The organism is Flavobacterium sp. PS2 (assembly GCF_046250155.1).
Lineage (GTDB): Bacteria > Bacteroidota > Bacteroidia > Flavobacteriales > Flavobacteriaceae > Flavobacterium.
Window position 1 is genome coordinate 156492 of the sequence record NZ_CP176426.1, and the last position, 15398, is coordinate 171889.

At 29.4% G+C, this 15398-nt stretch carries 19 protein-coding genes; 17 read left to right on the forward strand and 2 right to left on the reverse strand.

Annotated elements, in window-relative coordinates; genetic code table 11:
- Position 1: 1 nt before the first annotated feature.
- The 3 genes from ACJ6WR_RS00585 to ACJ6WR_RS00595 all read left to right on the forward strand — a co-directional run bounded on the left by ACJ6WR_RS00585 (position 2) and on the right by ACJ6WR_RS00595 (position 2055).
- Positions 2–535 (forward strand): hypothetical protein, encoded by a 534-nt coding sequence (locus ACJ6WR_RS00585; RefSeq protein ID WP_409416753.1) that lies wholly within the window; start codon positions 2–4, stop codon positions 533–535.
- Positions 536–569: 34 nt separating this feature from the next.
- Complete coding sequence (locus ACJ6WR_RS00590; RefSeq protein ID WP_409416754.1) at positions 570–1406, forward strand: helix-turn-helix domain-containing protein; 837 nt, start codon at positions 570–572, stop codon at positions 1404–1406.
- A gap of 91 nt (positions 1407–1497) precedes the next feature.
- The gene (locus ACJ6WR_RS00595; protein ID WP_409416755.1) at positions 1498–2055 is read left to right on the forward strand and encodes a YbhB/YbcL family Raf kinase inhibitor-like protein; all 558 of its coding nucleotides are present in this window, start codon (positions 1498–1500) and stop codon (positions 2053–2055) included.
- A 111-nt stretch (positions 2056–2166) separates the two neighbouring features.
- Here ACJ6WR_RS00595 and ACJ6WR_RS00600 read toward each other — a convergent pair whose 3' ends face one another.
- Positions 2167–3318 carry a DUF418 domain-containing protein gene (locus ACJ6WR_RS00600; RefSeq protein WP_409416756.1) on the reverse strand — a complete coding sequence of 384 codons (1152 nt, stop codon included), beginning with the start codon at positions 3316–3318 and terminating at the stop codon, positions 2167–2169.
- Positions 3319–3362: 44 nt separating this feature from the next.
- On the opposite strand from ACJ6WR_RS00600, the gene ACJ6WR_RS00605 reads away from it, so the two are divergent.
- Positions 3363–3563, forward strand: a complete 201-nt coding sequence (locus tag ACJ6WR_RS00605; RefSeq protein ID WP_409417912.1) for a methyltransferase domain-containing protein — start codon at positions 3363–3365, stop codon at positions 3561–3563.
- Positions 3564–3575: 12 nt separating this feature from the next.
- Here the strand turns inward: ACJ6WR_RS00605 and ACJ6WR_RS00610 are convergent, their stop codons facing one another.
- On the reverse strand, positions 3576–4616 hold the full coding sequence (locus ACJ6WR_RS00610; protein ID WP_409416757.1) for a serine hydrolase domain-containing protein: 1041 nt from the start codon (positions 4614–4616) through the stop codon (positions 3576–3578).
- 382 nt (positions 4617–4998) lie between these two features.
- On the opposite strand from ACJ6WR_RS00610, the gene ACJ6WR_RS00615 reads away from it, so the two are divergent.
- The 13 genes from ACJ6WR_RS00615 (at position 4999) to ACJ6WR_RS00675 (ending at position 15256) form a co-directional block, all read left to right on the forward strand.
- On the forward strand, positions 4999–5505 hold the full coding sequence (locus tag ACJ6WR_RS00615; RefSeq protein ID WP_409416758.1) for a hypothetical protein: 507 nt from the start codon (positions 4999–5001) through the stop codon (positions 5503–5505).
- A gap of 121 nt (positions 5506–5626) precedes the next feature.
- Entirely contained in the window at positions 5627–6361 is a 735-nt protein-coding gene (locus ACJ6WR_RS00620; RefSeq protein WP_039118271.1) for a DUF1266 domain-containing protein, read from the forward strand.
- 14 nt (positions 6362–6375) lie between these two features.
- Positions 6376–6522, forward strand: a complete 147-nt coding sequence (locus ACJ6WR_RS00625; RefSeq protein ID WP_409416759.1) for a hypothetical protein — start codon at positions 6376–6378, stop codon at positions 6520–6522.
- Between the two features lie 68 nt (positions 6523–6590).
- Positions 6591–6743: a hypothetical protein gene (locus ACJ6WR_RS00630; protein WP_409416760.1), complete on the forward strand. Its 153-nt coding sequence runs from the start codon at positions 6591–6593 to the stop codon at positions 6741–6743.
- 303 nt (positions 6744–7046) lie between these two features.
- Positions 7047–8123, forward strand: a complete 1077-nt coding sequence (locus ACJ6WR_RS00635; protein WP_039114188.1) for a calcium:proton antiporter — start codon at positions 7047–7049, stop codon at positions 8121–8123.
- A gap of 231 nt (positions 8124–8354) precedes the next feature.
- Entirely contained in the window at positions 8355–8633 is a 279-nt protein-coding gene (locus ACJ6WR_RS00640) for a hypothetical protein (protein WP_409416761.1), read from the forward strand.
- Between the two features lie 327 nt (positions 8634–8960).
- On the forward strand, positions 8961–10331 hold the full coding sequence (locus tag ACJ6WR_RS00645) for a hypothetical protein (protein WP_409416762.1): 1371 nt from the start codon (positions 8961–8963) through the stop codon (positions 10329–10331).
- 22 nt (positions 10332–10353) lie between these two features.
- Positions 10354–10785 (forward strand): hypothetical protein, encoded by a 432-nt coding sequence (locus ACJ6WR_RS00650; RefSeq protein ID WP_409416763.1) that lies wholly within the window; start codon positions 10354–10356, stop codon positions 10783–10785.
- 264 nt (positions 10786–11049) lie between these two features.
- Positions 11050–12537: a serine hydrolase gene (locus ACJ6WR_RS00655; protein ID WP_409416764.1), complete on the forward strand. Its 1488-nt coding sequence runs from the start codon at positions 11050–11052 to the stop codon at positions 12535–12537.
- A 78-nt stretch (positions 12538–12615) separates the two neighbouring features.
- A complete protein-coding gene (locus ACJ6WR_RS00660; protein ID WP_409416765.1) occupies positions 12616–13101 on the forward strand; it encodes a glycine-rich domain-containing protein in 486 nt (161 codons plus the stop codon).
- The gene (locus ACJ6WR_RS00665) at positions 13102–13854 is read left to right on the forward strand and encodes a hypothetical protein (protein WP_409416766.1); all 753 of its coding nucleotides are present in this window, start codon (positions 13102–13104) and stop codon (positions 13852–13854) included.
- Positions 13855–13887: 33 nt separating this feature from the next.
- Positions 13888–14463, forward strand: a complete 576-nt coding sequence (locus ACJ6WR_RS00670; protein ID WP_409416767.1) for a hypothetical protein — start codon at positions 13888–13890, stop codon at positions 14461–14463.
- Positions 14464–14539: 76 nt separating this feature from the next.
- Positions 14540–15256, forward strand: coding sequence for a DUF6882 domain-containing protein (locus tag ACJ6WR_RS00675; protein WP_409416768.1), 717 nt, complete (start codon positions 14540–14542; stop codon positions 15254–15256).
- Positions 15257–15398 lie beyond the last annotated feature (142 nt).

The window sequence follows — 15398 nt, forward strand, 5'->3', positions numbered from 1 at the left end:
AATGCAATTATTAATTTTATTTATTATCGTTCTCCTTTTATTAATTGGAATCCCAATTTGTGTTTCTTATTTCATCTATAAATGGATTAAGAAAAAAGGACTTAACAAAAAATACAGGCTATTAGCACTTATCCCGATAATTATTACGGGATATTTTATATACGATGCGTTTTATCCAGATTCTGATTTCTACAAAGAAGATTTTAAAGAAGTTACAGAAATGGAATTTCCTGAAAAGGGAGAAATAATATACAAAACCGCTTCATATCCTGATCTATTTGGAGATTATACATCTTCGTTTTTAGTTGAATTTGGCATAACAGATATAAAAAAACTTGAAGCAAATCTGAAAAATAAAGCCTTCATTAAAAAGGAAAGCAAAATGTCTGCTAAAGAACTTGATTATATAGAAAAAAGAAAAGGTGACAAAAAATATTCAGCTGAATATATTAAAGAAATATATGCAGGAAAGTATTATTCGGTTGGCTTTTTAAATGATAATAAATCTGTAATAATTACACGAGTAAGTTGGTAATTATAATATATCTTCGTTAATCGTATACAATACAATGAACATTCATAATCTTCCTAACGACTTAAACATAGATTCTAAAAGTGAGATACAAATTTTTGATTATAGTGTAACTAGCTCATCTATCAAGAATAAGGTAATGCTTAATACAAATGTTTTAAGTTTTTTACTTGAAGGAACTAAAGAATTCATTACAAAAGATAAAGCAACAATTATCAATAATGATGCGTTCTTATTGATAAAATCAGGAAATTGTTTAATGACCGAAAACCTTTCGGATACCAATGTATATCGTAGTGTATTGCTCTTTTTTAACGATGATGTCCTTCTAAAATTATTGCAAAAAAACAATGTTTCAAAAACTGCAGATCCTAGTTCCAAACCTTATGAAATATTCCAATACGATGATTATGTTCATCATTTTGTAAAGAGTTTAATCCAAATAAAGACATACGATCATTCCCTTCGAGATAGCTTATTACAAACCAAACTTGAGGAAATACTAACCTATTTATTATACAAAAACGGTACTGGATTTTTAAATAATATACTCGCCCAAGATAGTCAAAACAGGCGCTTTACAGATGTAATAGAAAGTAATAAACTTAATAATTTAACCATTCAGGAGCTTGCTTTTTTATGTAATATGAGTATTTCTACTTTCAAGAGAAACTTTGAACAAAAGTATCAAACAAGCCCCCGAAAATGGTTCCAAGAAAAAAGATTGGAGTACTCTGCTTACTTATTAAGTACCAAAAAGAAACGCCCTGTAGATATTTATTATGAAATAGGATTTGAAAGTTTATCTAGTTTTACACAAGCCTTTAAAACCAAATACAATACTACCCCTAAACAGTTCCAGCTAGAAAAATGAACTTCTGGAAACACTTTTAGAACTTCTTAGAACATCCCTAAACCTTCCTTGCAAAATATCTTTGTAGTCTATAATTTTAAAGAATTAAAAAATGAAAAAGATTAGTTTAGCATTGCTTGGTTTACTATTTACTACAAGTACGATTTTCGCTCAAAAGACATTTACTTTAAGTAGTAAAGATTTAGGCGGACAAGCCACTAAAACCGAAGAATTTGGAGGTTTCGGATGTACAGGTAAAAACCAATCTCCACAATTATCTTGGGCAAATGCGCCAGAAGGCACTAAAAGTTTTGCAATCACCATGTATGATCCTGATGCTCCAACTGGTAGCGGATGGTGGCATTGGGTAGTATTTGATATTCCGGCAAACATTACCGAGTTAGTTACAAATGCAGGAAACTTAACTTTAAATCTTACCCCAAAAGGAGCAATTCAAGGTGTTACCAATTATGGTGTGGCTGGATATGGCGGACCTTGTCCTCCCGAAAATCACGGTTTTCATCAATATATAATAACCGTTTATGCTCTAAAAATCGATAAACTAGGCTTAGACTCCAATACAAATCCTGCCGTTGTTGGTTACAATCTATGGGCAAATACTATTGCAAAGGCAAGTATTGTAACGTATTATCAAAGAGAAAAGAAGTAAACACCTTTCCTGCTATGAGCTAAAATAAACTGCGCAAATGTCCCTGACTTTGCGCAGTTCTTTATTTTCTATTAAAGTTGATAAAAGTCTGTTGACATGGTAATCCTTTTTTTATTTTACTTTAATTAATGGAAACCACTTTTTGTATGATAAGCTTCTCCATAACCATTCTAATAAGCCATAGTTATACTTTTTTAACCACCAATTGCTAAAAAATACTTGCAGAATATAAATAATAATTCCGGCAAGAAAATACCAATACCAAGACCAGTTTGGTCTAATACAGATGAACAAAAAGAAGGAGATTATATTTTGCAAAACATAATTTGTTAGCGTCATTCTCCCAGTAGCTTTAATAAGATTAAATGCACTCTTAAAATATCCTGAAAAATATATCCAGCAAATAAGTGAACTTGAGAAAACCGTTAAACTTAATGCTACTGGGTAATACAGATTGTAGTAATCATTAAGAGTCCAGTCATTTTTATCTACAGCCATTTGTAATAGAAACATGACTATAGAAATAATTAAACTATAGAACACTATTTTTTTTAGAACTATCCTTGGTTTTCTATCTATCATTTCGAAGAAATTACTTCTCTGAAATGCCATTCCTAATATAAAACACCCTAATTGAATTAAATGCAATATTACCGAATAACTTAAGCGTAACATCCATTTATATCGCATATATAAATTAGCTTTAACACTATCCAAAGTTGTATGGCTATTATAAAGTTCATAAAAAATATCACGATACTTTGGTGTAAACAATAAATGATGCCGTCCCAACAATGACTGTAATGCCGGTGTCAGTAATAAAATAGTTACTGACAAAATAAAGAGTGATCTTGTGCTACAATTATAAAACATAAGCAATATTAGCCCCATGAATGCGTAATCAGTTAAAATATCACCTCCAAAAAATATGCTATTTATGAACCCAAATACAAACAACCAAAGCATACGATTTATAAAAAAAGTATAATGATTCTGTCCATTTTGCTTAATGTTTTTGAGCAAAACAGAAAATCCGTAACCAAATAAAATAGCTAATAATGTCCATCCCTTGGATTCAAAAATAGTTTCGGATATTATTTTTAAAGTTTCCGAAAGAGAATTTGAATCAGAATCCTTCGAGTGATTGTTCCAGCTATATATTGTAGAATAATTCATTACAGCCACACTAAATAATGCCCAACCTCTTAAAATATCTATAATTGGTGTTCGTTTACTTTGCGAAATTGGTTTAGTTTCTATCAAAATGATATACGATTAAATTTTAATACTGATTTTTTTTAATTGCTATCCATCACAACTCGGTAACAAATATACCGTTAGACAATTACCAATATGATGGAATATTTTGCTATGCCCTGATTCATTTATTAGATAATCCCAAAAGAGAAAAACTAGTTCAAGACTGCTATAATCAATTATCACAGAATGGTTATATGATATTTATTGCCATTACAAAAAAGCACAAACTTACTGCAAAAGCACATTGATTAGTAAAGTACTTATAGGGACTTAATTTGATTGTAAGGCTTCTCCTCAAGGATAGATTGTATTGAATCGCTTATTTCATCTAAATTATTTTGTTTGTTATTGGTCATTAAAATAATCGTGAAATTTTGATTACTAACCAATAAAGCTTGGTAATTAAAAGCAGCTCCATCATGTATATGACTTGTAACTTTGCCCTCTTCTATACTTCCTTCACCTAACCCAGTTTGATTTCCTGCAGAAAATGGAATGAAAAGCTCAAGTGTAGATTCTGGATTAATAATTTTAAACGAATTAATTGCTTCAGACCATTTGTAAAAATCCTTTAAATTTAGTGCTGTCCAGCCCGAAATATTGTATTTAATGACATCTTGTTTTCCTTTATTATTAAATGATATTGCAAAAAGTTTCTCTTTTTCGTCTGGATCAACGAGCCCATTTTTTATACCAATAGGTTCAAGAATCTTTTTTATTACAAAAGAATTGAAAGGCATATTGGTGATTCTTTCTATGATTCTTCTCTGCAGAAATACATTATTGTTGTTATAATCATACTTCGTTCCTGGCTCAAAATCAAGAATCAAAGTTTTTTTCAGTAACATCATATTATCAGAATCCTGATTAACTTCATTCCATTTTATTTGAGGAAGACCGCTTGTGTATTGCAGTAAATGAATAATTTTAATTTTATTTGCCCAAGAAGGAAGTTCGGGTAGAAATTTAGAAATTGAATCGTCCAGTTTTAATTTTCCTTGCTCTTTAAGCATCATAATTCCAATAGCGTTAAACTCTTTTGCAATTGAACCTATATGAAAGCGATATTTTGTGTTTAATGGAGTTGTATTACTTGCATCGGCTTGACCAAAGGCTTTTTCATAAATTATTTTACCTTTTTGAACAATTAAAACATTACCGTTGAAAGCTTTTAACTTATGCGCTTTTTGAAATAAGCTGTCTAGATTAGTCGTTTTTTGAGAGGATTGACTGTAACAATTACCACAAGTTACTAATAAGGCAATGAGGAGTATAATTCTATTGCTTTTAACTATTTTCATATATAATTTTTAATAAATATAATAGAATTTAATATTAATCCATTAAAAAAAAATCAATCAATTCAAACCATAAAAAGATAGTTGAATAAAATGTGGAGTTAGTTAAAATTAATCGTTTTTAAAAATCCCTCATTATTTAAACATCTCTTATAAAACTGCGCAAGTATCACTGACTTTGCACGGCTTTTATATTTATGCCTTAAATACAAGCTTAAGATTATTGTGCCTTTAGCCTTGAGAAATTCTTAATGAAATATAGTTTCTTTTTAATAACACGAAAAATCCTGTTTTTATATTACTCTTTTATTATATTTGCCACCAATAAAACGAAGATTTTTCTTAAAATCAAGTTATCTATTATTTTACACAAACTAATGCTAATATGAAATTTGTCCTTTTTGTTTTTCTAATATTTTGTTTTGGATGCGAAACAAAAAAAGACAATACAGCAAGAGAAACCAAAACCGAAATTAAACGGTTTATTACTGGCGATGTTAATAATGATAAAATCCAAGATACCGCTTTTGTACGTGTTATAAGTCATAACAGTCTTGACCAAGTAGCTATTGAGTTTTCTAAAATAATTCCTCCCTTAAGTTTTGAAAGTTTAGGTGTTTATATTCAAAAAGTAAATGATTTGAATGGCGATAATAAAAATGAAATCATAATATTTTCCAGAACTCATGAAGGCTGGTGGAATGAAATTTCTATTTGGAGTTTTTATAATCAAAAGTGGGAAAAAATTGCAAAAACAAAGGCCTTTATTTCTGAAGATAAAGATTTTAAAAACAGAATAATTAAAGAAAATGGCAACTATTTTTTAATTGGGGATGATATGTGGAATGAGGATAAAAAAGGAGCCTTTTTAAAAACTAAAATAAAAATATAAAAAGACGGCATAATACCATCATAGATGATAGTTAGTATTAAATACTAATTAACCTTGATAACAACTATAATACTAACCTCAGAATTTATTAACCTCAAAATAATTAATACTATAAATTTTTATGACTACAAACACTTACTTTATTATTGGCGGTATTGCCGTTTTATTTATTGCATACATGATTTTTCTAAAAACCATTATGAAAAAACGCAATAATAAACTTTTAGAAGATTTTAATAACAATCACTCCAACTCACCACTAACAGATGAGCAAAAAAGACTACTTTCTTTTGGAGGAATTTTGTTTTATTACAGAGGAGAAAAAATACTTGGTATTAAACCTGAGAATAGTTTAAATGAATACATAGGAGGTTTAAAACTTCAATGGGAAATAACAAACGAAGCTGAAGCCAAAGAAACTTTGAATGATTTATTATCATTGCAGAGAAGTAATGAGTTCGAACCTGTTTTTTTGCAATCATCAAAAGAATTAAGCAGTATTCAGAAAGATATTTCAAAAGGTTTAGGATTAGATCTGGATAATGTTACAAAAATAAAATCAGCTTATGCATGGGATATTTGCAGAGCAGTATCATTAGCAAAATGGTGTTATTGGGTAGGTTATTTAACCGAAAATGAAACTTGGGAAATCATGAAAAAAGCTTCTGAAATAGCAATTAAAAAAGGGGAAAACTGGACCGATTATACCATTTCATTTTTATTAGGAAGAACTATACAAGGATTTGATTTAGATGAATTGATAGTCGAAAGCAAACAAATACTTACAAGTAAAGGACCATCATTAAGAAAAATTGAAGATGTGGATATATATACAAAATACCCATTTATAAAATAACCTCATCAATATTTATGATTCTAGAATGTTACAGTTTATTAAAAGCAATAGAACAGCGACCTATCATGTGGACTGGCGAAGCAAGTCTTAAGAGTATAAAGACCTTTGTTTCGGGCTATTATCTAGCGCTTATTGATAATAAGATTGTAAATGAGCAATAGATGAACCTTTTTTTGATTGGGTTGCAAATAAGCTTGGCTATTTTGAATCAACTGCTGGATGGGCAAATATGATTTTAGCATATAGTATAGGATTCAAACCTGAGAATATAAAATGGGAAGAGTTTTTTGCTTATGATATTACTCAGGAGCAGCATTTAAAATCTATTAAATTATTTTATGAATTAGTAAAGCAATTCAAAAATGAATTAGAATACATTTAATAAATTTTACAAAATCATCTGAAAAGAGTTTATATAAAAAAATGCGCAAATGTCTCTGACTTTGCGCATTTTTTTTGTTCATGCAAAACCTAAATATAAGTTCATTTTCTACAAGTGATTTTAAAGAGATTAGCTCCAAAATTGTCCTTTTCAAGCTTACAGTTTTTAACCTAAAATCAAAGAAAATGTGAGTTTTTTGCCGTTTTTAGCGAAAAAAGTTCTATATTACGGAAAATCAGAGCCAATTTGTGATTAAAAGCAATTGGCGAGAATATTAATTTACCCGTATTTATATTAAAAAAAATGAAACAATTACTACAGTGGACAATCATCATTCCAGCACTTTCCTGGATTCTATTTTTTAGCGGACTTGTTGACAACAGCAGTATTTTTCAAGTTATTGCAAGTATACTACTTATCCTGAGCGTTATGTCGGCAGTACATCATTCAGAAATAATCGCAGAAAGAGTTGGAGAACCTTACGGAACCATTATTTTAGCCATATCTATAACCGTTATAGAGGTTTCGATTATTGTTTCCTTAATGATGTCCGAAGGCGCAGAAGCAGCTTCATTAGCCAGAGATACTGTATTTGCCGCCACAATGCTTATTCTTAATGGTATCATTGGTCTTTGCCTATTAATTGGTGGTCTAAAACATTACGAACAGAATTTTTCTGTCTCTTCTGTAACTATTGGATTGGTTTCGCTAGTTTCGATTATCGTATTTACATTGGTCTTCCCTACTTTCACCGAAAGTGTTAAGGGTTCTTATTATTCAGTACCTCAACTTGTTTTTGCATCAGGTGCCTGTATTGTTATTTATTCTTCATTTCTGTTTGCGCAAACCACAAGATACCGCCAATATTTCCTTACGATTGGAGCCGATGAAAATGAAGATGCTGCAGAACCATTAGCAATCGATAATAAAACCTTTTATACAAGTTTGGTTTTCCTTATCGTAAGCTTAGGTATTGTGGTGCTACTAGCAAAAACACTTTCGCCTACTATCGAGAGCATTATTGTAAGCTATCATCTTCCTAAAACTTTAGTGGGAGTTGTAATTGCAGCAATAATCTTGTTACCCGAAGCAATTGCAGCAATTACTGCGGCAAGAAAAAACAGACTACAAACGAGTTTAAACTTAGCCTTAGGTTCAGCATTGGCAAGTATCGGATTAACCATTCCTAGTGTTGCAGCTGTTTGTATCATGATGGATATGCCTATTATTCTTGGGCTCGACATAAAATCTATTGTATTATTAGCATTATCAGTATTTACCGTAATGTTGTCGTTAAGCAAAGGAAAGTCGAATATTGTTTATGGTGTGGTACTGCTGGTCAATCTATTTGCTTTTGTATTCCTTATGATATACCCATAATCTCGTAAACAACTTAACTCTTATAAAAAATGCGCAAGTATCTCATACTTTGCGCATTTTTTTATGATTAAATAAATACATTATTTACGTTGAAATTAGATCTATAATAACATGAATAAAAGCCTATTTGTGGCACAAAGTCAATCAAACTTACATTGACAAAATAATTTTATGATTTTTATAAATAACTAATCAGTAACTTTCTAAAATAAAACTTATTAAGTTGTTTCTATGAAAAACATTTTATTCATTATATGTATTTTACTCTTTCAAACTGATTTTATTTTTGCACAAAACCATGAGAAAGAAGTTATATCGTATCTTAAAAAAGAAATGAAAGAGCAAAAGATTCCAGGACTACAAATTGCTGTAATTAAAAATAATAAAGTTCTTTTTTCAAAATCTCTCGATCCTAATGATAATTTAGCTATTATATTGTTTACCAACCTTACTGGGATTGAAACTTATACTATAACAGAAAATATTTCGAAGTTCTATTTTAAAGATTAATGCACAATGACAATATAAAAAATATCAAACTGGATGACTCCTACTCTACCCAACCATACAAATCTAATAATCGATCTATTCTATAAAACCTCCATTAAAAATAATGGAGGTTTTTTGTAGAATTTATGGTCTTTATTAGTAACATTTTGATAAAATACCCTCTAATTATATTCATTGTATCAACTTAACTATTAAATTACCAATACTCAAGATTTTTCTTATATTCGCTTAAACATAATTCAATTTATATCTTAAAATAATTTAAAAACATACTATTCAGAGCCATTTATAACCTAAAACATTCACCAAAAAACCAAAACTAAAAGAATGAAGAACAGACTTTTACTAGCATTTTTATTTTTGACATCTTTAGCTTTTGGACAAAAGGCAACTTTTAATATTAAATATTCTGAACAGTTGGCCGTTTATGTTTTTTTACAAAATCTTTCTGAAGATTATCCTGAGAATGTTTTCAAGACTGAATTTCAAAAATCAAAATATAACGTTGACAAATACAAAACTATAATCTCAAGATTTAACAAATTAAACATTTACTATAGTTTCCCATATGATGATTATCCATATGGCTCAAAAAAGACGATGCAAACGGAGGATCTATTGAAAAAAAATCTAATAGAAACAGAAAATCTAAAGGATTTTAAAATTCGTTCGATTGGTTTTATTCCAAATAATACACTGAATGATTTAGCTGAAAGTATTTTGGAATTTACCCCAATTTATAATGAGCTAATATACAATCCGAACAAAGATAAATTCGAAAACCAAATTAAGGAACTCACAAAGTATTCTAACGAAAACCAGATAGAAAACTACTTCCAAACGGGATTATTATTCTATAATTCGAGTTGGGACAATTCAATTCCTTTCAACGTAGCTTTTTACCCGTTACCAAATTCTAAAGGATTTACTGCACAAGCATTTTGCAACAATTTTATTAGCGCAATACAAACCGATTTAACATCGTATAAAGACTTATTTAGTGTTATGCTACACGAAACCTATCATATAATTTATGATGAACAGTCGCTTGAAGTAAAAACAGATATTAATACTTATTTTAAAGAAAATAAATCAAAATGCAGCAATTATGCCTATCAGCTTATGAACGAAGTCTTGGCAACCGCTTTAGGAAATGGGCATGTTTATGAAAAATTAGACGGAAAAATTGATACTGGAGATTGGTATAATAAAAAATATATTAACCTTATGGCTAAGCAAATTTATCCGTTGGTTACAGAATATATTAATCAGAAGAAACCAATAGATAAAAACTTTATCGATACATACATCAACCTATATGAAACAAACTTTCCTGATTGGATAAATGAGCTTAATAATATAATGTCTTACAGATTTGTGCTTACCGAAAATGAGAAAGATATTAAGACCATAAACCAACTGTTTCGCTATCGTTCCAGAACCGAAAGCGAAGACCAAATTACAGAAAGTAGTATTGAAAAAATGCAAAAAACATCGCTTACAAAAGTGGTCATTATTTCCAAAAACAGTTCTGAAAAGATAAAACTATTAAAAACTAAATTTAAAGAATTAAAAAACTGGCAAGCTAACGCAGACAATGAGTTTGCTTACAAAATTCTATTAGACGATAAAAGTCAATTGATAATATTGAACCAAAAAAAATCGACAATTGAAACCCTTATCAAATCAGTAAAATAAGATACAGTCAATTTATCAGGAAATGAAAATTACCATACAAATAATCATGTTGTTTATTTTATCGTCTGCTTATGGTATGTATAAATTACCGCCTATAGATAGTATAAATAATATTGAAAGCAAATGTTCTGTTACTAGCGTAACTTTAAAAACAGAAAGAATTGAGAAGAAACGAAAATTCCTTTTTTGGAAATTACCACACAAAAAAATAATTCATATTGATCAAGTATTTGATAGTAGCGGAAAGAGAATATTAAAGAAAACTACAATTCAAGTTTGTTCATCCTGCTCTTGTGATGATATAAAATATCGCCGAGTAAAAATTGTAAATAATGAAATATGGTTTTTTCATTACAATACAAATCCTGAAAAAGGAATAATAAAACGTTATGACTTTTGTGGAAAATTTTTAGGCCAAAAGGCTTGGGAAGATGAATCTTTTAATGATGATTAATCTAGCAAATTAATACACTTCAAAATCTTAAGCTGTACGAAGTCTCCTGACTTCGTACACTTTTTAAGTAGATAAACACAATAATTCAAAATAATAAAATTATAGGCGTAACAATCTTATTAATTATTAGTCTATTATAAAAAACATCTATCTGTAAAAATAATTACAAGTATCATAATTCTAGTTCTATTGGAGTTATCTGTTTGATACAAATTATGGTGAAGTTTTGAAAAAAGTAATAGCGAACAATAAAAATTAAAATAAATGAAAAAAATACTTTTTTTTATCTTACTCTCTAGCTTCTTAACGAATACAGTTTCTGCTCAAGAATTGAACAATTTATTTTCGACACTTTCTGAAAGGAATCTTTTTAAGGGTAGTGCTGTAATTTCTAAATCAGGAAAAACCATTTTTTCTAATACTTATGGGTTTTCTAATATCGAAAAGAAAGAAAAGTTTAATGACAATTCTCGATTTCCAATTGCTTCTGTTACAAAAACCTTTACAGCAACAGCCATACTGCAGCTTAAACAGAAAGGCAAACTTAAAATTGATGATCCGGTTCAGAAATACCTTTCAGATTTTCCTTATCCAAATATCACCATTAAACAACTGCTTAATAACACCTCGGGATTAGCTCAATATTATAATTTATTTGATAGTATAATAAAAGAACAACCCGAAAAAATAATTTCGAATCAGGATATTATTCCAACATTCATTCGTTTTAAAACAACGCTTGCATTTTTACCAGGAAGTAAATGGGACTACAATAATATTAATTTTTGCATCGCTGCATTAATTATCGAAAAAGTATCAGGAATTAGTTATGCTAATTATATGGAAAAAAATATTTTCGGCCCTGCAAAAATGAAAGATTCATTTGTTCCGATTAACAGAAAAATTAAAGAACCAAATCAAGTAGAATTATACATGTATCCTAACTTTTATTCGACAGATTTTGCTAATATAAATACCTTAAAAGAACCTTTTTTAATATTCGAAAAAAGCAACTTTTATGGAAATGGAGGAATCGTAAGCACCGCTTTAGACTTGCAAAAATATCAAAACGCATTATTTACCTATCAGATTTTAGGCAAAAAAGAACTAGAGGAAGCTCTTACAGCTACAATACTTAATGATGGAAAAAAAGCAACTTATAATCTAGAAGGAAAAGAAATGAGTTATGGTTTAGGTTGGGGAATGTACACCGATGAAAGTAACGGAAAAATAGTTTTTCATGATGGCTCTATTACAGGTCTTACCAGTATTTTGGCTCATAACATTACTAAAAATCAAACTGTAATCCTTTTATCCAATACAGGAAATTGCCCAGTGTATTCTATCCTTAATACCATCTTACAATTAATGGACAACAAACCTTATACAATTCCTGCACAAAATCTTTCAAGAATCTATGGCAATTTACTTGAAAACGTAAATAAAGAAAAAGCAAATCAATTGATTAATGACTATTTAAAAAATCCAAAAAATTATGAAGCAACCGAAAGAGATTTTAATCGATTAGGCTATCAGTTTCTTAGACTCCAAAAAAATGAAAATGCTTTGCAGACATTCAAAACCGGATCATTAATTTTTCCTGAGAGTTGGAATATTTATGATAGTTATGGTGAAGCATTACTTCAATGTGGCAAAAAAGAAGATGCGATTAAAATGTATCAAAAATCTGTTGAATTAAATCCTAATAACGAAAACGGAAAAAAAGTTCTGAGTAGTTTACTAAAGGCATAACTAGATTAGCAAGAACTGTTTCGTTTTGGAGTTTAAAGAAATAAAAAATGATCAAAAAATAGTATATCTAAGTAAAATATGAATGACGAACAATTAATATTGTGGAATAGGATTAAGAATTTTGAGCTCGATGAACCTGAAATTTCATTTAGTTTTACAGATAGACTTGCCAGAGAAAATGGTTGGACAATTGAATATTCTATCCGAGCGATTTTAGAATATAAAAAATTCATTTTTCTATTAACTATTGCAAATCATCCATTAACTCCATCGGATCAAGTAGATCAGGTTTGGCATTTGCATTTGCTCTACACGCAATCATATTGGGAAGATTTTTGCGAAAACACAATCAAAAGAAGAATACATCACGGGCCAACTAAAGGCGGTAATACCGAGAAAAGTAAATACACTAATTATTACGAAAAAACCAAAGAATTATATCTTGAAATTTTCAAAACCGAAACACCAAAAGATATTTGGCCGTCAAGCGAAATTAGGTTTACTGAAATTAACTTTGAAAGAATAAATCTGGATAGAAACTGGATTATAAAAAAACCTTTTTAAATGAGATATTTATCTGAACTAACGCCAGCAGAAATATTAATATTAACTAAAAAAAATGTTACTCAGCAGGAACTTTTAAAAATAACTTTCATCGATTTATTATTTAAACAAGTTTTACGAACTTTTGAAGTAGAAAGACAGCCACACATTAGAGAAAAAGTGAAAGTTTATAAATATGTTGGCATAGGACAAAACTATAAAACTTATAATTCTCAAAATCACGAAAGATCGTTTCTATCTACTTTTGGAACTGATAATACGATGGAAATATTGTTTAGGAATTTGGCTAAAATTGCTTTTCAAAAAACTAGAACAGTACAAGATTTAATAAATGATTTAATAAAAACTCCAACTCTGAAAAAATGCTTTACTCAAAACATTTTTCAGCAATTTTATTATGGTTATAGTCTTACAGAATATGGAACTGAATTAAAACAAAAGGTTAAAAAAGAAATTCAAGACGCAGGAAATGAGCTTTCAGACATAGACAATATCGAAAACCAAAAAGCGATTGAATTAATAAAAATAATTGGAGCAAATATATTCCTGTTAGTAAATCTTGATTACGAACTATTAAATCAGATTGATAAGAATTTAGTAACCGAAATTAATATAAATAGTTCAAATGACGGAGGAAGTGGCTGTAGTAGTTACGATTGGAGTTTTGATGATTACTCTTCTAGTTTTGACAGCGGTTGTAGTAGTGGATGCAGTGGTTGCGGAAGTGGCTGTAGCGGATGCGGAGGAGATTAGAAAATTTAAATTTTAAAATAAAGAAAAACACTTATGAAATCTTTTAAACCCTATTCTGCTTTATTCGTCTTATTCTTTTTAACGGGATGCATCGGAAATATGAGTCCTACAGGTGGGAATTCTTCACCACATTATCCTTATTTTATCACTACAAAACCATTGGTCGTTAAGAAAATAGCAGTTCCAGTAGGAACAAAGCTAGTTTATGAAGAACAATACTTTAAAGAAGATGAACAAGATCAAATAATGAACGAGGAAAACCTTATAACGATAGAATTTCCAACTGGGAAACCATTAAATTGGGGCGGTGTTCCTATAATTTCGATTGATAAATTTTTTAATTCCGAAATGCATGGTTTTACTGTTAATACTGACTTTGATAAATTAAGCAATGATAAAAAAACTAAATTCTCTGAGCTGTGGCAAAGTTGCTGTAATGACTTAGGAATTACAGTCAAAGACACAGATGATTGGTCTTTTAATACAAAAAACATTTCAGATGTCGAAAGTTGTAGTGTAAACTATCAACGCTATTTTAAGGAAAATGAAGAACAGCAAGCTTTTTTAGATAATTTATATAGTGAACTAATAAAAATTGGTTCGAAATAATTTTGACAAAAATATAATCCGTTAATAAATATTTTACAAACTAAACTTTAATTTTAAACAATAATAAAAGAAACATATGGGATTTTTCAATAAAATATTTGGGCAAAATAACAAGATAGAAACACAACAGGATTTGATAGCTTTTAAAACAGACCAAGAACTGATCGAAAGATATGGTGGGATTGTATTTGATAAACAATTAGATTTTGGAGACTTAATTGGGAATAATAATTGGAATATAAATATTGCCAACGGAGAAATTAGTTTTGGAACCGACCTTGTTTTTCCAATTCAAGTATTAGGTACTATTTCACATTCCTCTCAAACCTGGCTTTGGGCTTGGGCAAACACAAAATCTGGGCTTACAGATAAAGTTATCCAACAAGCTTTGGAACTAAAAAAATATGGAGAAGATAATAAAATCAACATTTTAAAAAATGATACTTTCGATTTCTCAAAAGAAGATTTACATCTAATAGGTACTATTGCGTCCGGAATTCATAATTCAAGTGCTTACTATATTTGTGATTACGGACAAGGTGCAATGGTCGTAACAATAAAAAGTGATCTAATTGATAAAAATCACAAGGACAATCATTTTAGAATTATGACTGTTTTCCCGCAACTAATTTCGCAATTTGACATGAACCATAATCTCGCCTTGACCAATTATTTAACTGATAAAGGATACAACATTTCAGAAAATGGAATAAAACTAACCGCAACTAAAAATGGAGATACAGTAACAGCCGAATTTGATGACCAGTCACGTCTTATAAAACTAAATGGATAAAAAAGATTGCAATTATTTGAATAAAAAACAATTATTAACCATTAAATAATAATTAAATGAAGAATTTTGTACCCGTTATTATAATACTAATTTTAGGAAGTGCGCTTTACAAACAGTTTAATTTTGAAACTCTAAGATTTGA

What these genes read in the sequence shown, in the direction of transcription:
- ACJ6WR_RS00640 (WP_409416761.1), top strand. Translation starts at nt 8,355, where the DNA reads ATGAAAAACATTTTATTCATTATATGTATTTTACTCTTTCAAACTGAT.
- ACJ6WR_RS00630 (WP_409416760.1), top strand. Translation starts at nt 6,591, where the DNA reads ATGATTTTAGCATATAGTATAGGATTCAAACCTGAGAATATAAAATGG.
- ACJ6WR_RS00610 (WP_409416757.1), bottom strand. Translation starts at nt 4,616, where the DNA reads ATGAAAATAGTTAAAAGCAATAGAATTATACTCCTCATTGCCTTATTA.
- ACJ6WR_RS00650 (WP_409416763.1), top strand. Translation starts at nt 10,354, where the DNA reads ATGAAAATTACCATACAAATAATCATGTTGTTTATTTTATCGTCTGCT.
- ACJ6WR_RS00635 (WP_039114188.1), top strand. Translation starts at nt 7,047, where the DNA reads ATGAAACAATTACTACAGTGGACAATCATCATTCCAGCACTTTCCTGG.
- ACJ6WR_RS00675 (WP_409416768.1), top strand. Translation starts at nt 14,540, where the DNA reads ATGGGATTTTTCAATAAAATATTTGGGCAAAATAACAAGATAGAAACA.
- ACJ6WR_RS00670 (WP_409416767.1), top strand. Translation starts at nt 13,888, where the DNA reads ATGAAATCTTTTAAACCCTATTCTGCTTTATTCGTCTTATTCTTTTTA.
- ACJ6WR_RS00615 (WP_409416758.1), top strand. Translation starts at nt 4,999, where the DNA reads ATGAAATTTGTCCTTTTTGTTTTTCTAATATTTTGTTTTGGATGCGAA.
- ACJ6WR_RS00585 (WP_409416753.1), top strand. Translation starts at nt 2, where the DNA reads ATGCAATTATTAATTTTATTTATTATCGTTCTCCTTTTATTAATTGGA.
- ACJ6WR_RS00660 (WP_409416765.1), top strand. Translation starts at nt 12,616, where the DNA reads ATGAATGACGAACAATTAATATTGTGGAATAGGATTAAGAATTTTGAG.
- ACJ6WR_RS00625 (WP_409416759.1), top strand. Translation starts at nt 6,376, where the DNA reads ATGATTCTAGAATGTTACAGTTTATTAAAAGCAATAGAACAGCGACCT.
- ACJ6WR_RS00590 (WP_409416754.1), top strand. Translation starts at nt 570, where the DNA reads ATGAACATTCATAATCTTCCTAACGACTTAAACATAGATTCTAAAAGT.
- ACJ6WR_RS00595 (WP_409416755.1), top strand. Translation starts at nt 1,498, where the DNA reads ATGAAAAAGATTAGTTTAGCATTGCTTGGTTTACTATTTACTACAAGT.
- ACJ6WR_RS00655 (WP_409416764.1), top strand. Translation starts at nt 11,050, where the DNA reads ATGAAAAAAATACTTTTTTTTATCTTACTCTCTAGCTTCTTAACGAAT.
- ACJ6WR_RS00645 (WP_409416762.1), top strand. Translation starts at nt 8,961, where the DNA reads ATGAAGAACAGACTTTTACTAGCATTTTTATTTTTGACATCTTTAGCT.
- ACJ6WR_RS00665 (WP_409416766.1), top strand. Translation starts at nt 13,102, where the DNA reads ATGAGATATTTATCTGAACTAACGCCAGCAGAAATATTAATATTAACT.
- ACJ6WR_RS00620 (WP_039118271.1), top strand. Translation starts at nt 5,627, where the DNA reads ATGACTACAAACACTTACTTTATTATTGGCGGTATTGCCGTTTTATTT.